Origin of the sequence: Rhizobium sp. P38BS-XIX, assembly GCF_012641435.1 — a bacterium.
In the GTDB taxonomy this organism is placed as follows: Bacteria; Pseudomonadota; Alphaproteobacteria; order Rhizobiales; family Rhizobiaceae; genus Rhizobium.
Genome location: NZ_JABAIJ010000001.1, coordinates 652059 through 667270 on the forward strand (window position 1 = coordinate 652059; position 15212 = coordinate 667270).

Annotated in this window: 15 protein-coding genes; 7 read left to right on the forward strand and 8 right to left on the reverse strand. The window is 59.3% G+C overall.

The features are described from left to right. Window positions 1-155 precede the first annotated feature (155 nt). Window positions 156-503 carry a hypothetical protein gene (locus tag HGP17_RS03185; protein WP_168805846.1) on the reverse strand — a complete coding sequence of 116 codons (348 nt, stop codon included), beginning with the start codon at window positions 501-503 and terminating at the stop codon, window positions 156-158. A gap of 174 nt (window positions 504-677) precedes the next feature. On the opposite strand from HGP17_RS03185, the gene HGP17_RS03190 reads away from it, so the two are divergent. Next, the gene (locus tag HGP17_RS03190; protein ID WP_168805848.1) at window positions 678-2081 is read left to right on the forward strand and encodes a DegQ family serine endoprotease; all 1404 of its coding nucleotides are present in this window, start codon (window positions 678-680) and stop codon (window positions 2079-2081) included. Then, entirely contained in the window at window positions 2078-3394 is a 1317-nt protein-coding gene (locus tag HGP17_RS03195) for a replication-associated recombination protein A (RefSeq protein WP_168805850.1), read from the forward strand. The genes HGP17_RS03190 and HGP17_RS03195 overlap by 4 nt, the downstream gene beginning before the upstream one ends. 9 nt (window positions 3395-3403) lie before the next feature. On the opposite strand, the gene HGP17_RS03200 is transcribed toward HGP17_RS03195, so the two are convergent. The 6 genes from HGP17_RS03200 to HGP17_RS03225 form a co-directional block, all read right to left on the reverse strand. Beyond that, complete coding sequence (locus HGP17_RS03200; protein ID WP_168805852.1) at window positions 3404-3736, reverse strand: DUF1883 domain-containing protein; 333 nt, start codon at window positions 3734-3736, stop codon at window positions 3404-3406. 96 nt (window positions 3737-3832) lie between these two features. After that, the gene (locus tag HGP17_RS03205; protein ID WP_168805854.1) at window positions 3833-4102 is read right to left on the reverse strand and encodes a hypothetical protein; all 270 of its coding nucleotides are present in this window, start codon (window positions 4100-4102) and stop codon (window positions 3833-3835) included. Window positions 4103-4136: 34 nt separating this feature from the next. After that, window positions 4137-4331, reverse strand: coding sequence for a hypothetical protein (locus HGP17_RS03210; protein WP_168805856.1), 195 nt, complete (start codon window positions 4329-4331; stop codon window positions 4137-4139). Between the two features lie 145 nt (window positions 4332-4476). After that, complete coding sequence (gene dapA, locus HGP17_RS03215) at window positions 4477-5418, reverse strand: 4-hydroxy-tetrahydrodipicolinate synthase (RefSeq protein WP_168805858.1); 942 nt, start codon at window positions 5416-5418, stop codon at window positions 4477-4479. A 12-nt stretch (window positions 5419-5430) separates the two neighbouring features. After that, the gene (locus HGP17_RS03220) at window positions 5431-5658 is read right to left on the reverse strand and encodes a hypothetical protein (protein ID WP_168804749.1); all 228 of its coding nucleotides are present in this window, start codon (window positions 5656-5658) and stop codon (window positions 5431-5433) included. Window positions 5659-5847: 189 nt separating this feature from the next. Further along, window positions 5848-6864, reverse strand: coding sequence for a 2-dehydropantoate 2-reductase (locus tag HGP17_RS03225; protein ID WP_168805860.1), 1017 nt, complete (start codon window positions 6862-6864; stop codon window positions 5848-5850). A gap of 236 nt (window positions 6865-7100) precedes the next feature. Here HGP17_RS03225 and HGP17_RS03230 point away from each other — a divergent pair, with 236 nt between their 5' ends. The 5 genes from HGP17_RS03230 (at window position 7101) to HGP17_RS03250 (ending at window position 13390) form a co-directional block, all read left to right on the forward strand. Continuing rightward, window positions 7101-9002, forward strand: a complete 1902-nt coding sequence (locus HGP17_RS03230) for a hypothetical protein (protein ID WP_168805862.1) — start codon at window positions 7101-7103, stop codon at window positions 9000-9002. A gap of 192 nt (window positions 9003-9194) precedes the next feature. Further along, window positions 9195-10643, forward strand: a complete 1449-nt coding sequence (locus HGP17_RS03235) for a hypothetical protein (protein WP_168805864.1) — start codon at window positions 9195-9197, stop codon at window positions 10641-10643. Further along, window positions 10621-11439 carry a hypothetical protein gene (locus tag HGP17_RS03240; protein ID WP_168805866.1) on the forward strand — a complete coding sequence of 273 codons (819 nt, stop codon included), beginning with the start codon at window positions 10621-10623 and terminating at the stop codon, window positions 11437-11439. Before HGP17_RS03235 ends, HGP17_RS03240 begins: the two co-directional genes overlap by 23 nt. Then, entirely contained in the window at window positions 11439-12380 is a 942-nt protein-coding gene (locus HGP17_RS03245; RefSeq protein WP_168805868.1) for a hypothetical protein, read from the forward strand. Before HGP17_RS03240 ends, HGP17_RS03245 begins: the two co-directional genes overlap by 1 nt. Further along, the gene (locus tag HGP17_RS03250; protein WP_168808068.1) at window positions 12374-13390 is read left to right on the forward strand and encodes an OmpA family protein; all 1017 of its coding nucleotides are present in this window, start codon (window positions 12374-12376) and stop codon (window positions 13388-13390) included. The genes HGP17_RS03245 and HGP17_RS03250 overlap by 7 nt, the downstream gene beginning before the upstream one ends. A 94-nt stretch (window positions 13391-13484) precedes the next feature. On the opposite strand, the gene HGP17_RS03255 is transcribed toward HGP17_RS03250, so the two are convergent. Beyond that, window positions 13485-15107 carry an ABC-F family ATP-binding cassette domain-containing protein gene (locus HGP17_RS03255; RefSeq protein ID WP_168805870.1) on the reverse strand — a complete coding sequence of 541 codons (1623 nt, stop codon included), beginning with the start codon at window positions 15105-15107 and terminating at the stop codon, window positions 13485-13487. Window positions 15108-15212: the final 105 nt, after the last annotated feature.

Here is a 15212-nt window from a genome sequence, read left to right on the forward strand (position 1 = left end):
CTTGGTTATGAGAGGACGGATGAGGGGCCTCCAGCTTTATCGCAACGGCAGAGCTTGTCTGCTTCTGCGCTTGCCCGTCACTCTGGCCCTCTCCCCGCAGGCGGGGAGAGTGGACGCATCCGGTGAAGCCCTCAACGTCTTTGTAAAGCAAACTATCAAAGCGGCCGATTGATCTGCTTGTACGTATCGTTGAGGACTTTCAGACGCTCCTCATAGGACGAGGTAAGGCACGCAGTATCCGCGCCGCAGGCCTGCCGCTTTTTCAGCCATTCCGTCTGCTGATCCTGCATTGTGCCGCGGGCGCCCATCGCCAGAAGGCCTGAAAGCAGGTCGAAGGTCGTGACCATCTTTACATCGGCATCATTAAGGGCGCGGACGTCGCAGATCGTCTTCTCGTCCGGCTTCAGGTTTTGCGCCGCGCAATCGAAGCTGGCGGCATGCGAGACGCCGGTCGTGGCCAGCGAGACGAGGAAAGTGGCGGCGGCAAGATGGATGGATCGCATGTGTGGCTCCCTTTGACGATTCCCAACGCGAAATGCATGACAGCATGTTTTTGTTCGGCGAGCCTGTTTTTTATCGTGGTCTGCGTCCATTTATGCTTCATGCTTCCGCCCTCTTTTCTTTCTAGCGTCGGGCGCTACAACGTTGTTTAAAGAGAATTTAAAAGGGAAATTTCCATGCATGTCCTTCTGAAGCGCACTGCCGTCTCGATGATTGCTCTCGTCATGGCGATGCCGCTTTCCGCTCAGGCTCAGACGGCAAAGACTCTGCCGGAAAGCCAGACGCAGATGCAGCTTTCCTTCGCGCCGCTGGTCAAGCAGACCTCCGGCGCCGTGGTGAATGTCTATGCCGAGCGTGTCGTGCAGCGTCAGTCTCCCTTCGCCGGCGATCCCTTCTTCGAGCAGTTTTTCGGCCAGCGCATGCCGAATCGTACCGAGAAGCAATCCTCGCTGGGCTCGGGTGTGATCGTTGAGGCAAATGGCACCGTCATCACCAATAACCACGTCGTCGATGGCGCTGATGACATCAAGATCGCGCTTTCGGATGGCCGCGAGTTTCCCTGCAAGGTCATCTTGAAGGATGATCGCGTCGATCTCGCCGTCTTGAAGATCCAGTCGAAGAACGAGACTTTCCCGGTTCTGCCGCTCGGCAATTCCGATGGCATCGAAGTCGGTGATCTCGTACTCGCGATCGGCAACCCTTTCGGCGTGGGACAGACGGTCACAAGCGGCATCGTCTCTGCGCTCGCCCGCAACCAGGTGAAGAACGAAGTCGGCTTCTTCATTCAGACCGATGCGTCGATCAATCCCGGCAATTCCGGTGGTGCGCTCGTCAACATGACGGGGCAGTTAATCGGGCTGAACACCGCGATCTTCTCCCAGGGCGGCGGCTCCAACGGCATTGGCTTTGCGATCCCCGCCAATCTGGTCAAGGTCTTCCTCGCTGCCGCCGATCGTGGCGACAAGTCCTTCGAGCGCCCCTATATCGGCGCCTCCTTCGAGCCGGTGACATCCGATGTTGCCGAGGCACTTGGTCTGGACAAGGTGCGCGGCGCCCTGGTGACCAAGGTGGTCGATGGCGGTCCTGCGGCCAAGGCCGGCCTCAAGCCGGGTGAAGTGATCACGGCGTTGAACAATATTCCCATCGAGCATCCCGATGCACTGGGCTATCGTCTCACGACCGCCGGCCTTGGCGCTACCGTCTCATTGACGGTGCTCGACAACGGCAAGGAGCATGAGGCGACGATGGCGCTCACCGCCGCGCCTGAATCGACGCCACGCGACGAGCGGACCATCGAGGGCAACAATCCGTTCTCGGGCACAACGGTTGCCAATCTCTCGCCGCGCGTTGCGGACGATCTGCACCTGCCGCCGGATTCAACGGGCGTCGTCATCGAGAGCCTGAAGCAGAACTCTCCGGCCGAGCGGCTCGGATTTGCTGCCCGCGACATCGTCATTTCCATCAATGGCGTGGCAATCAACACCACCGAAATCCTTCAAAAAACCGTCACATCCAACCCGAGCTTCTGGCGTGTCGAGATCGAGCGCGACGGACAGCGTATCCGGCAGTTCTTTAGATGAGCGATGACCTGTTTGCACCGCGGATACCGGAGGAGGTCGCCAACAAGCGGCCTCTCGCCGATCGTCTGCGGCCGCAAACGCTTACCGAAGTCACCGGCCAGGAACATCTGACCGGCGAAGACGGCGTGTTGCGCCGGATGATCGAGGCAGGCTCACTCGGATCGATGATCTTTTGGGGGCCGCCCGGCACCGGCAAGACGACGGTTGCGAGGCTTCTGTCGGGCGAGGCGGGTCTTGCCTTCGAGCAGATTTCCGCGATCTTTTCCGGCGTTGCCGATCTGAAGAAGGTTTTCGAGGCGGCACGGCTGCGCCGCATGGATGGCCGTCAGACCTTGCTGTTCGTCGATGAGATCCATCGCTTCAATCGTGCCCAGCAGGATAGCTTTCTGCCTGTAATGGAAGATGGCACCGTCATTCTTGTTGGAGCGACGACGGAGAATCCATCTTTCGAACTCAACGCTGCGCTTCTTTCCCGTGCTCGCGTGCTGACATTCCGCTCGCATGACGAGGAGAGCCTGAGCGAACTCCTGCGCCGGGCCGAAATGGTGGAAGGCAAGCCGCTGCCGCTGACGGAGGACGCGCGGGGCAGTCTGGTCCGCATGGCCGATGGAGATGGCCGCTCCGTCCTGACGCTGGCCGAAGAGGTCTGGCGTGCGGCGCGCAAGGACGAGCTCTTCGATCCTGACATGCTGGTCAAGATCGTCCAGCGCCGCGCCCCGGTCTATGACAAGGCGCAGGATGGTCACTACAATCTGATCTCGGCGCTGCATAAATCGGTTCGTGGCTCAGATCCGGATGCCGCTCTCTATTATCTCGCTCGCATGTTCGATGCCGGAGAGGATCCGCTTTATCTGGGGCGCCGGCTGGTGCGCATGGCGGTGGAGGATATCGGGCTTGCCGATCCGCAGGCCCTGGTCATCTGCAATGCCGCCAAGGATGCCTATGATTATCTCGGTTCGCCCGAAGGGGAACTGGCACTGGCGCAGGCCTGCGTCTATCTCGCGACCGCGCCGAAATCCAACGCCGTCTATACCGCCTTCAAGGCGGCGACCCAGGCTGCCAAACAGAATGGTTCGCTGCTTCCACCCAAGCATATTTTGAATGCGCCAACGAAGTTGATGCGCACGGAAGGCTATGGCGACGGCTATCGCTATGACCACGACGAGCCGGACGCCTTTTCTGGTCAGAATTATTTCCCGGAAAAGATGGGTCGCCAGACCTTCTACGATCCGCCCGAGCGCGGTTTCGAGCGGGAAATCCGCAAGAGGCTGGATTGGTGGTCGAAGCTGCGCAAGGAACGCGGCGAGCGCTGAAGCCCGAATTTACCGGCAGGCGGTAGTTTCCTGTGGTGCCTTCTGCATGCGGGGAGCCGGTGCCGCATCGACGATCTTCACATTCGACTCGGCCTGTCCATGATGGCCTTCCATATCGATGACGAGATGCCAGTGGCCGCTTTCGGGGATGGTCAGCCGGATCGGCGATTTCTTGGCGACGCCGCCCAGGAACTGATGCTTGAGCGTTTCCGTGAAGCGCTCGAAATTCGAGCCGTTCATCAGCCTGACATTGGCAATGGCCGTCAGTGCGATCTCGATCACCGTTCCGGCGCGTTGTTCCTTAAGATCGTAGTGGCTGTAGCGAAATGCAGGCTTCGACATCGGACTTCTATGTTTCTGGGACACCCGGCGCGAAAGCCTACAGAAGGCGGGTTAAGGAAGCGTTCGGCCGGATGTCGCAGCAGTCCAAGTCAGCACTTAGTGCAGATTGGACGAGGCGGGGATAAGGCCGTCAAAGTCGAGGATGGCGCCTTCGGGCGCCAGGCAGACGTCGGCCGGATTGTGGTTGCATTCCTCGGCGGCGAAATGCAGGGCGGCTGCCTCGTTGCGAAAAAGGCCGCCGACGAGACCCTGACGATCTTGGACGATCCAACTGCCGCGGCGGTCACGGCCGATGATGAAGCGTGCCGGAGCCGGCGAAAGCGAATTGTGTGCCGAGTGGCGTTGAAAGTGCTGGGCGTTTGCCATGTCTATAGTTCCTCTTCGATCTCTTCGATTTCACTCAGTGCCCGGTCAGATGCATCATCACCTGCAAGGATGCGGCAATGAGAAGGACAAGCCCGAGACGTGGAGCGACGGAGCGAATTCCGTCCAGCAAGGTTTGCGAAGAGATGTGCCGTTCGTTGCGCGCAAGGGCTGCGGCACGAGGGCGTTGGAGGGGGTCGGCGGAGAGGCCGACATGCGTGTAGCGTGACATCATAGTTCCTTTCAGTGTCACCAGCACCGCGTGTCCGACAAGACCATTTCCGGTGCTACGCTGTTGAATCTATGGGTGAGTTGCTAGGTTTTCCATTTGCCTGAAACGGCAAAAATATAAAAATCTCATAGGGATGGAGCGGTCTTCATAATCCCAGACGGTAGGTGTTTCGCGAGGCGAAGCGGCCGCTGCCGTCGAGTTGAAACGGGCCGATTGCTGTTTGGATGGCCGTGGCCGTTTCCGCGCCCACGCCGACCAGCGGCAGGCGAACATCCGCTTCGATGTCTCTTGTCAGTGACAAGGCGTATTTGATTGTTGCCGGCTCGCTTTCGCGGGCGAGCGCGCCGAACAGGGGCTTCAGACGCTCGTCGATGGATTGGGCCGCGCCGATATTGCCGCCCGCAGCCGCGTGCTGCATGGATTGAAAAAGGCGGGGGACGATATTCGCCGCATTTGAAAAGCAGCCAGGACCGCCCGCAGCCGTGAAGCCGAACGCGCTCGCATCGTTGGATGTAAACAGGCCGAACCGCTCGGGAAGAAAGGGACGCCAGAGGTCGACGCGCGAGACGTCGCCACCGCCGTCGGCGATCCCGATGATCCCACGGATTTCAGCAAGCCGCGCGACCGTTGCAGGAGCGAGGTCGACAGCCGTGTGCGAGGGCTGATTGTGGACGATGATCGGCAGCTCTGTTTGAGCCGCCAACTGCTCGAAGTGATGGATGATCCCTTTCTGCGTCGGCTTGGAGTAATAGGGAACCGTCACGAAGGCCGCATCGGCACCAAGGCGCTGTGCCTGTATCGTCTCCTCCAACGTCGTCTTCGTGTCGTTGGTTCCGGTTGCGACGATGACGGGCACCTTGTCTTCGGAAAGTTCGATGCAGATTTCGATGGCGCGGATGCGCTCCGCCTCGGTCAGCGTCGGGCCTTCGCCCGTCAGCGAACAGACGAGAAGTCCATCGATCCCGCTCAATAGCTGCCATTCGATATGTGCCATCATATCGACGCCATCGAAAATGCCGTCGCGGAAAGGCGTGATGAGGGCGGTGATCGCACCGCCGATCCGCCGTTGAAAAGTCGGTCTACTCATGTGGGTGAAATCTCAGAGGTAATGCAACACGATGAACAGCTCAAGCGCGCCGAGCAGCAGCCCGAAGGCGAACATGGCCTGAAAGGTGCGCTTTTCCCGCACTTGGCGCGAGCCAGGCTGTCTTTTGCGCGAGCGCTTCGTTGGGGCAGCCGCTGCCGGAATGCGATGATGCTTCTCGTCGCTGTTGTGAACGAGGATGCGTATGGATTCCGTAAGATTGGGTGCGTGCGTATCGAGCATGGGATCTATCTCCATATTCCACCGCAAGCGTACCGTCGGCGCTCATAGGAAATCCATTCGAGGCCGGAGACGAAGAAGTAAGTGAGATATAAAGAATTGGCTTGCGCGAAATTCCTCCGGCAATGGCTGACGGACCGCTGCCGGAAGATTGAGGATTTGCCTCACGAATCCCAGAGCGCGCGACGCGTTTCAGTCGGCGCTTTGCTGGTTTTTGCGGTCGAGTTGCGTCACCAGCGCCAGGATCGTCGCCGAGACCGGCGTCGGCACATTGGTAAGCCTTCCGAGCGCCACGAGGACGCCGACCAAAGGTGTGATTTCCAACGCCTTTCCGGCAAGCAGATCCTGCAGCATTGACGTGCGAACAGGCCCGATCTGGCGGGAGCGCTCGAGGCGTTCCTCGATGGACATCGCGATTTGCGATCCCAGGGCCTCCGCGACGGCCTTCACTTCACTCATCACCTGGCCAACCATGGCGGCAAGCGCAGGATCGTCCATGATGTCCGACATTAAGCCAAGGGTGAGGGCGCTAATCGGATTGAATGCGGCATTGCCCATCAGCTTGCTCCAGATATCGTCGCGGATGCGCGAGGAAATGGAGATATTGACGCCGGCTTGCTGCAGCAGGGCTGCGATCGCTTCGATATCCGCCGTCGTCTCGCCGGATGGTTCGCCCAGGATGAAGTGACCGTTATTGCTGAGCTTGACTTCGCCGGGCGCAATCACTTCCGCGCCTTGATAGGCCACGCAGCCGATAATCCGTTCCGGTCCGATCAGACGCCAGAGATCGCCGTTCGGATCCAGCTCCTTCATCTGATGCTCGGCATGGCCGCTCTGACGGTCCCGATGGAAATACCACCATGGCACGCCGTTGAGGATCATGACGACGCGGGTGCCCGAATGCAGCAGTTTCGCGATGCCGGGAACGGCTGCGGCGAGCTGATGGCCTTTGAGACCGGTGACGACCAGATCCTGCGGCGGCAGCTCGCCAGCGTCAGCCGTGGCCGCCATTGAGGCAATAATTGGTCTGTCTGCATCGGCCTCCCAGAGGCTGATTCCGCCGGCGCGAATAGCCTCCAGATGAGCGCCGCGCGCGACGACAGAAATTTGCGTCTGTGTGCCTTCAGCCTTGGCAAGCTTCGCGGCGATCGCGCCACCGAGTGCACCGGCACCGTAGACACAGATATTCTTGATGAGGGAGGACGTCATCTTGATACTCCAAATGAAATCGATGTGCTGAAAGCTATGTCATGCCGGTTATTTGGCGAATGCTTTCGCGATGTCAGGTAATCGGAATTGAAAATCGCAATGCCTTCCTGCACATTACAGGCATATGGGGATTTCGCCATGCTCGCTGGAAATGGGAGGAAACCAATCCGGCGCGCAAAAGTTTATTTCTTTTCGCCATGTTGGCGATGGTCGATGCGGATTTCGTGAACAAGATTATGTTTTCACTTTATATGTTTGGCGGCCTGAGGCTTCTGGATGACGATGGACGAGACGTGGCCTTTCCCGAGAAAGGCCTGCTAATCATCGCCTATCTGATGGCCGATCCGACTGCGCGCGCATCCCGCAATGGCATTGCTCAGCTCTTATGGGGCAGGGATGACAATGGCAGCGCCCAGGCCAATCTGCGAAAACTCGTATCGCGGGTCAGAAGCCGGCAGGCGGCGCTGGGCAAGCCATTCCTTCGCTTCACGGACACCACCATCGAACTCGATACGCCGCCCGCCGGCGCCGATATTTTGCCGGCGGAAATGGACGATGCCCAACCAATACTCGTAAGACTCGACCTCCTTGTAAACGCTTTGGAATCTGAATTTCTCCAGGACGTCGACTGCGAAAGCCCGGTTTTCGTCCATTGGCGGGAAACGCAAAAGCATCGGCATATGTGGATGCTGAAGGAAACCCTTAAAATCGCAGCGGAAGAGGCAAGCGCCGCGGCCGATGTTGCTCGTGTAAAGGAAGCGGCCATCCTTGCCTTGGGTGCCGATCCGGAAGATCGGGATATTCATCGGATTCTGCTGCGGATATTCGACGCGGCCGGAGAAGTCGAGCACTTCAGACAAATCTTCCAACAGCGCGGCAAGCTGCTGGCGTCGTGGTCCGACCGACAGGGCAGGGCTTCGATGCCGCATGCCAATGCGACGGACTTGCGGACCGGTGCCGGAAAACTGCGGGTGCCGTTGCTGCTGATGCCGCCCTTGGACCGGCCCGAAATGGGCTATGATATCGCGTCACTGGTTCAGGACATCACCGTCGGCTTCTACGCGCTGGATAGCCTGGATGTGAGAGATCGCTGCACGGCGGTTAAGATCAGCAGGCTGGGCGAGGGCGCTGTCGCAAGCTTCGACCAGCACAATCGTTCCTACGTGCTCGACATGCGGCTCAGCGGCCATCACGACGAGCCGGTGCTCTTCTCGCAGCTTGTCGAAACGGCCACCGACGAAGTCGTTTGGGCAGAGCGGCTTGTACTTGGACAATCGTCGCCGGAACAGCAAAAACTGAACATTGCACGGCATATCGTATTGTCCCTCGCTGGACAGATCGAACGCCGCGAAATGGTGCGCTCGCATTTTGCAACCAATCCCGCCGCCTATCAGCGCTACCTTGCCGGCCGGCGTTATCTCGATCGCCTCTCCGTGCCGAATCTGCAGAGGGCGCGCCTGGAGCTCGAGACCTCGCTGCAGAAAAGTGGTGACTTCGCTCCAGCCTTGAGTTCGCTGGCGCGCACCTACTCCAAGGAGTGGCTGCTCAAGGCCGGCGGCGATATGGCTCTGCTCAGAGAGGCGGAGAACTATGCCTTGCAGGCCATTGCCGCGCGACCGGGTATCGCCGACGGCTATCGCGAGCTTGGGGTCGCAAAGACCTTCCAAGGGATAACCGACGAAAACATCGAGGCGCTTGAACTCGCGGAAGCACTCAATCCAAATCACGCTGGCATCATCGCCGATCATGCGGAAGCTCTGGTCTACGCATCGCGCCTGGATCTGGGCCTGGAGAAGATAGAACGTGCGATCGCGCTCAATCCGGTCAGTCCCGATTCCTATTTCTGGATCGCATCGGCGGCGAGCTACATGGGCGGCGACTTCGAGAAAGCGCTCGGCTATATCGACCGGATGGCGGATGGCCGCCTGGCGGATCGGATCGCTGCCGCAAGCTGGGCCATGCTCGGTCAGCAGGAAAGAGCCGATTTCTTCGTCCGACGCGTCCACGAAAACAATCCCGGCTTCGACGTTGACCGGTGGCTTTCGGTCATACCCATCAAGGAGCAATGGCAGCGCGACATCTATTACGAGGGGTTGCGCAGGGCCGGTTTCTGGAAGAACCCTTCTGACGAGGCATGATCGGTTCCCCCATCGCGGAAGCGCGGGTGGATATCGGCCATGCCAACGATTTTCCGCAGCCGCGCGCGCGGGCTATTCTTTACCACAATCACATCCTAACCTCTGTTAGATCCCGCTGGACCGGAAACAACCGGTGCGGTATCGGTCTGTCGTTTGTGCTTTCTAAGTTGATGAATTCGCCGGGGAAGATCATTGCGTTTTGAAGCTTTAAATCGCCTGTGGGACAACGTCCGGGAGACAAGCCACGATTTCCGGGCTTCGACAGACGTTTTTCCCGTCGTCGATATCGATAAGCTCGGCTCGACGCTTGATCTGAACAACAAGGCGGCCGCCGCCGGGCGGGTCAATCGGCCGGCGCAGAGCGCGCAATCTCTTGACGAGACGGAGCAGCGGATCGTCGCCTGGGTCGAGGCCGAGAAGAAAGCCTCCTATCAGGTTCTGGAGGATCAGTTTCAGACTTTCGACAGCCGTCTGCGCAATCTCGACTTCGAGGGACAGTTCGGGCTGATCCGTCAGGCAAATGCCTCCAGCCTGTCGGATTTCAAAGCGGAGGTCGCGAGCGGCGTCGACGAACTACACGGCCTGCGCCGAAACCTGAAGACCGCCGAAGACGAAATGGTCGGCTTCAAGGCAACGCACAAGCTGCAGCGCGCCGCAAAGGTCTCCAGCAAGGCCGCATGGGGATTTAAGGTCTCGCTGATCGTCTTCCTTGTGCTCATCGAAATGGTCATGAATGGCAGCTTTCTCGCCAAGGGCAGCGAGCAGGGCATCGTCGGCGGCGTCACGGAAGCGGCCGCCTTTGCGTTCCTGAACATCGGCACGGCGCTGATGTTCTCTTTTTTCTGCGTCCGCTTTCTGGTGCACCGCTCCTATGCTCTGAAGCTGCTCGGCCTTCTCGGCCTCGTCGCCTATGTTGCAGTGGCATTGGGTATCAATATCGCGCTGGCGCATTATCGCGAAGTTTCAGCCACGATATTGAGCGGTGCCGGTGCCGAGGTCATCCAGCGATTGAAGACAGCGCCGCTTGGGCTGCAGGAGCTGAACTCCTGGATGCTGTTTGCCGTCGGCCTGATGTTCTCGCTGTTCGCCTTTATCGATGGTTGCTACCTGACGGATCCCTATCCGGGTTTTGCCGGCGTACAGAAGCGCCTTGATGCCGCCAGAGACAATTATATCGACCGCAAGCTGGATCTGATCGACGATCTGCGCGAGATCCGTGACGAGCACAACAACAAGATCGAGGAAATCATTCGCGATCTCTCGCTGCGCCGCCAGGAGACAGCCGCCATCATCGCACATCGTGGCCGCACGGCTGGGCTCTTCTCCGAACACCAAAACCATCTTGAGCGCGCGGCCAATGTCTTGTTGACCATGTATCGTGACGCCAACCGGCAGGCCCGTACCGAACCGGAGCCATCCTATTTTGGTGCGCGCTACAACATGGAGCGCCTGACGCCGGTGTTGCGCACCGACGAGGAGTTGGACGACAAGGTGCTCGGCGCTCGTGTCCAGAGCGCTCAAGCCGAGCTGACGGAGCAGATCAAGAAGATCGGCGACGAATTCGAGCGCGCCATCGAGAAATACCATCAGCTCGATAATCTTTTCCCGGAGAGCATCCTTGGCGCGACGCAAGCGGCGTAGCCGGAGCGGCGGATCCGCCGGTCTCATCATAGCAACGGTTTGTCTCGCCGTCCTGTCCCTCGGGATCGTCGGCGGCTATGGCTGGCTGCGTTACAAGGCAAGTGGCAATGTTGCCATCGACCAGGCATCGCTTTGCCCTGTCGACGGCCCGAAGGCCGAAACGGCAATCCTTCTCGATGTGACCGATCCGATCTCGGATACGACGGCGCTCGATCTGCGCAATCAGTTTCAAAAGATCGTGGCCGATGTGCCGATCGGCGGTGCGATCGACATTTATGCGCTGACCGAAAAGGAAGGCGAGCTGATCCAGACGTTCCATGGCTGCAATCCTGGAAGCGGCGCCAATGTCGATGAATGGACGAGCAACCCGCGTCTGGCACAGGCACGATGGGAAAAGGGCTTTCAGAAGCCGTTGGCGGATATCGCCGGCAAGCTGACGGCAGGCGACGCCGGCACACAATCGCCGATCATGGCCGCCATCCAGAAGATCAATCTCGAGGTCTTCGCCAACGCACCGAGCGGTCTTTCGAAGCGCCTGTTCATCGCTTCCGACATGATCGAACACACCGCCGCCTTTTCGAATTATCGGGACGGCGTCTCTTACCAGAAATATCAGCACAGTCCGGCGAATGATCGCTTTCGCACGTCGCTCGACGGTGTCTCGGTGAAGATCCTTGCTTTCCAGCGGCCAGGTATGAAGTTCAGTATAGAAGATCTCGCAAACTTCTGGGCGCAATGGATCAAGGGCAGCAACGGCCATTTCGACGGTTTCGTGCGGTTGGAGGGGATACGCTGATGGCCGGCACCGAAGCGAGATATGTCATTCGCGACTATGGACCGATGGTCCTCTTCGGCCTGGTGACCATTGGCGGCATGATCTTCATCTGGTCGTCCAAGCTGATGGGCTGGTCGCTGCCGCTGGTGACGGGCGTTCCGCTGGCGCTTATGGGGATCTACTTCGTCGTCTCGCTCGCCTTTGCCGGATTCCGGCTGCATAACGAGCAGACCGGCGACAATCTCTACTACATGGGCTTTCTCTTCACCCTGTCGAGCCTCGGCGTCTCGCTCTATCTCTTCGCCGGCGAAACATCGATCGAGACCATCGTCCGCAATTTCGGTATTGCCGTCACCTCCACCATCGCCGGCGTGACGCTGCGCATCCTGTTCAACCAGATGCGGCGAGACCCCATCGACATCGAGCGCAGCGTGCGCCACGAGCTTGCAGAGATGACGCGGCGCGTCCGCTCCGAACTCGACTCGTCCTCGCGGGAGTTTTCGCATTACCGGCGCGTCAGCAATCAAATGCTGTCGGAGGGATTCGAGGAGATCGCTCATCAGGCGGAGCGCAATGGCCAGGAGATCAACAAGATACTGGAAGTGCTGGCGAAACAGGCGGTGACCCCGATCAACGATGCCGCCGCGCAATTGACGACGACGACATCCCAGCTGTCCGAAATCATCGGCAAATTCGGCACTGCCGTCGAAAGCGTCGGCAAGAAGCTCGAGGAGATCCGGTCGCCGGAAGATGTCGTTCGTGCCGAGCTGGCGCCGGCGCTCATCGCCATCAAGGACATGTCCGAGGCGCAGCTGCAGCCATTGCGCAATATCGAGGTCGCCCTCGGCCGCATGGCCGAAGCCATGGGACAGACACCGCCGCCGAAATCAGAGACTGACGATGGCGATGTCGGGCCGACGAACGATGCCACGCTGCGAAAACGCTGGTGGCATCTATGGTAGCAGGCGAGCCGGACGTTCAGCCGAAATTGGAGCACAAGGGCTATAATCGCGGCCTGATCCTCGGGCTGACCATGGCTGAATCCATGCTGCTTCTGGTTTTCTGCCTGCTGCTCGTCGCTGCCGCCCTGATCTCGGCGGAAAGAAACCGCCGCTACGAGGTGGAGCGCAAGCTGGAGAAGGCGCAGGAGCAAGTCGCCCTCCTGGAAAAGAAGCAATCCGAGCAGACGGCCTTGATCGTGCAATTGCAGTCCAAGATCGTGTCCGGCGATCTGTCCGTGGCTGAGAAGGCGGTCGTGGAAAAGCAGTGGCGCGAGCTGGTCCTGGCAAAGGAAACGCTCGACAGGCTGGCCGCCAATGATATCGCTCAGGCCGATCTGCAATCCCTGTCAAAAGTGGCTACTATGCTGAAAGAACACGGCATTGCGCTGGACACGGCAGCCGATCAGGTCAACAAGCTGTTGGCTGGCAATGGCAGCGGGACGGGGATGCACGACTGGCCCCCCATCATCAATCTTGACGATGCGAAGAAGAACTATTTCCAGTCTGGAAGCGCCGAGCTCACCGGCACATTCGCCCAATTGCTCGATACGACCATCACGGATGAAATCGCCAGCAATCTCAATCTCTACGGTGCCAATATCGTCGAAGTGATCGGCCATACCGACGAGCAGCCAGTGGCACGCGGAAAATCCAATCTCGACGATACGATCATCAACGCCATCGACGGCAAGCTGCCGGTCTCGGCACTGTTGCCGGCCGATAATGCCGGGCTTGGTCTTGCCCGCGCCATCGCCGTTGCCAATGTGCTCAAGGCCAATCCGAAGCTGAAGGGTGCTACCATCCTTCCGATGTCCGCCGCGCAGCTCATCCTACCCGGCGATACCATAACCTCGGGTCAGCGCGGGGCCGTCGAGTCCCGCCGCCGCATTGAGATCCGCGTTCGCGGACGCACGGCGCCTGTTGCGGTTATCAATGCCGGCGCGACGGCCACCACAACATCGACGCAATAGCTCGCCGGGCGCCAGCTCTCTTCCATCCGGACTTGAGGGAAGACAAAGAGATGGAGCAGCTCAAAGTTTCCGCGAAAAACTTAGTCGCTGGACGTCAGCTTCTGATGCCAGGCGCTTCATAGCCGGTGCGTTCGACATATTCCGTATAGCCGCCTGTGTACTGATGAATGCCGTCCGGGGTCAGTTCCAATACGCGGTTGGAAAGTGCTGCGAGAAAATGCCGGTCGTGCGACACGAACAGCATCGTACCTTCATACTGCGACAGCGCCTGGATGAGCATTTCCTTGGTGTCTAGATCGAGATGGTTCGTCGGCTCGTCCAGGATCAACAGGTTCGGCGGTTCGAAAAGCATGATCGCCATGACGAGGCGCGCCTTTTCGCCGCCCGACAAGACCCGGCATTTCTTTTCGACATCATCGCCGGAAAAGCCGAAGCATCCGGCGAGCGCCCGCAACGAGCCTTGACCTGCCTGCGGGAAATCGTGTTCGAGCTGCTGGAACACAGTGCGTTCGCCATCCAGGAGATCCATGGCATGCTGGGCGAAATATCCCATTTTGACGCTTGCGCCCAAGGCGACGCTGCCCTGGTCCGGCTGCGTCGAGCCTGCAACCAGCTTGAGCAGCGTGGATTTGCCGGCGCCGTTGATGCCCATGATGCACCAACGCTCGCGGCGGCGAACCATGAAGTCGAGGCCTTCATAGATGGTGCGGCTACCGTATTTCTTATGGACGTTCTTCAACACGGCCACATCTTCACCGGAGCGTGGCGCCGGCTGGAATTCGAAGGCAACCGTCTGGCGGCGCTTCGGCGGCTCGACCCGGTCGATCTTTTCCAGCTTCTTCACGCGGCTCTGCACCTGCGACGCATGCGAAGCGCGCGCCTTGAACCGCTCGATGAACTTGATTTCCTTGGCAAGCATCGCCTGCTGGCGCTCGAACTGGGCCTGCTGCTGCTTTTCGTTCTGAGCGCGCTGCTGCTCGTAGAATTCGTAATCGCCCGAGTAGCTCGTCAGGTTGCCGGCATCGATCTCGATAATCTTGCTGACGATGCGGTTCATGAACTCGCGATCGTGCGATGTCATCAACAACGCACCTTCATAGCCCTTCAGAAAGGACTCGAGCCAGATCAGGCTTTCGATATCGAGATGGTTGCTCGGCTCGTCGAGCAGCATGACATCGGGACGCATCAAGAGGATGCGGGCCAGCGCCACGCGCATCTTCCAGCCGCCCGAGAGGGCGCCGACATCGCCGTCCATCATTTCCGGAGTGAAGCTGAGGCCTGCCAGTACCTCGCGGGCACGGCCCTCCAACGCATAGCCATCTAGCTCCTCGTAGCGGGCCTGCACTTCGCCGTACCGCTCGATGATTTCATCCATTTTGTCGGCTTGATCCGGATCGCTCATGGCAGCCTCGAGTTCTCGCAACTCGGCGGCAACGGCGCTGACGGGGCCTGCACCCTCCATCACCTCGGAGACGGCGCTGCGGCCTTCCATCTCGCCGACATCCTGGTTGAAATAACCGATGGTGATGCCCTTATCGACCGAGACTTGCCCTTCGTCCGGCAATTCCTGTCCCGTGATCATCCGGAAAAGCGTCGTCTTGCCGGCGCCGTTTGGGCCGACCAGACCGACGCTCTCGCCTCTATTGAGCGCAGCGGACGCCTCAATGAAAAGGATACGATGGCTATTCTGCTTGCTGATATTCTCGATACGAATCATGATGACGCCAGGCCCGAAGAAAAGTTTTCGCGGGCCTTATGCCACGGGTTTGCGACGCTGTCGCAGGTTTTCGGATGGCAGGTGCATGAGTTCAAGTTCGAAGCC

Excerpts from the sequence above, each read along its gene's own strand:
- HGP17_RS03185 (WP_168805846.1), bottom strand. The coding sequence starts at position 503 with ATGCGATCCATCCATCTTGCCGCCGCCACTTTCCTCGTCTCGCTGGCC.
- HGP17_RS03190 (WP_168805848.1), top strand. The coding sequence starts at position 678 with ATGCATGTCCTTCTGAAGCGCACTGCCGTCTCGATGATTGCTCTCGTC.
- HGP17_RS03195 (WP_168805850.1), top strand. The coding sequence starts at position 2,078 with ATGAGCGATGACCTGTTTGCACCGCGGATACCGGAGGAGGTCGCCAAC.
- HGP17_RS03200 (WP_168805852.1), bottom strand. The coding sequence starts at position 3,736 with ATGTCGAAGCCTGCATTTCGCTACAGCCACTACGATCTTAAGGAACAA.
- HGP17_RS03205 (WP_168805854.1), bottom strand. The coding sequence starts at position 4,102 with ATGGCAAACGCCCAGCACTTTCAACGCCACTCGGCACACAATTCGCTT.
- HGP17_RS03210 (WP_168805856.1), bottom strand. The coding sequence starts at position 4,331 with ATGTCACGCTACACGCATGTCGGCCTCTCCGCCGACCCCCTCCAACGC.
- dapA (WP_168805858.1), bottom strand. The coding sequence starts at position 5,418 with ATGAGTAGACCGACTTTTCAACGGCGGATCGGCGGTGCGATCACCGCC.
- HGP17_RS03220 (WP_168804749.1), bottom strand. The coding sequence starts at position 5,658 with ATGCTCGATACGCACGCACCCAATCTTACGGAATCCATACGCATCCTC.
- HGP17_RS03225 (WP_168805860.1), bottom strand. The coding sequence starts at position 6,864 with ATGACGTCCTCCCTCATCAAGAATATCTGTGTCTACGGTGCCGGTGCA.
- HGP17_RS03230 (WP_168805862.1), top strand. The coding sequence starts at position 7,101 with ATGTTTTCACTTTATATGTTTGGCGGCCTGAGGCTTCTGGATGACGAT.
- HGP17_RS03245 (WP_168805868.1), top strand. The coding sequence starts at position 11,439 with ATGGCCGGCACCGAAGCGAGATATGTCATTCGCGACTATGGACCGATG.
- HGP17_RS03250 (WP_168808068.1), top strand. The coding sequence starts at position 12,374 with ATGGTAGCAGGCGAGCCGGACGTTCAGCCGAAATTGGAGCACAAGGGC.
- HGP17_RS03255 (WP_168805870.1), bottom strand. The coding sequence starts at position 15,107 with ATGATTCGTATCGAGAATATCAGCAAGCAGAATAGCCATCGTATCCTT.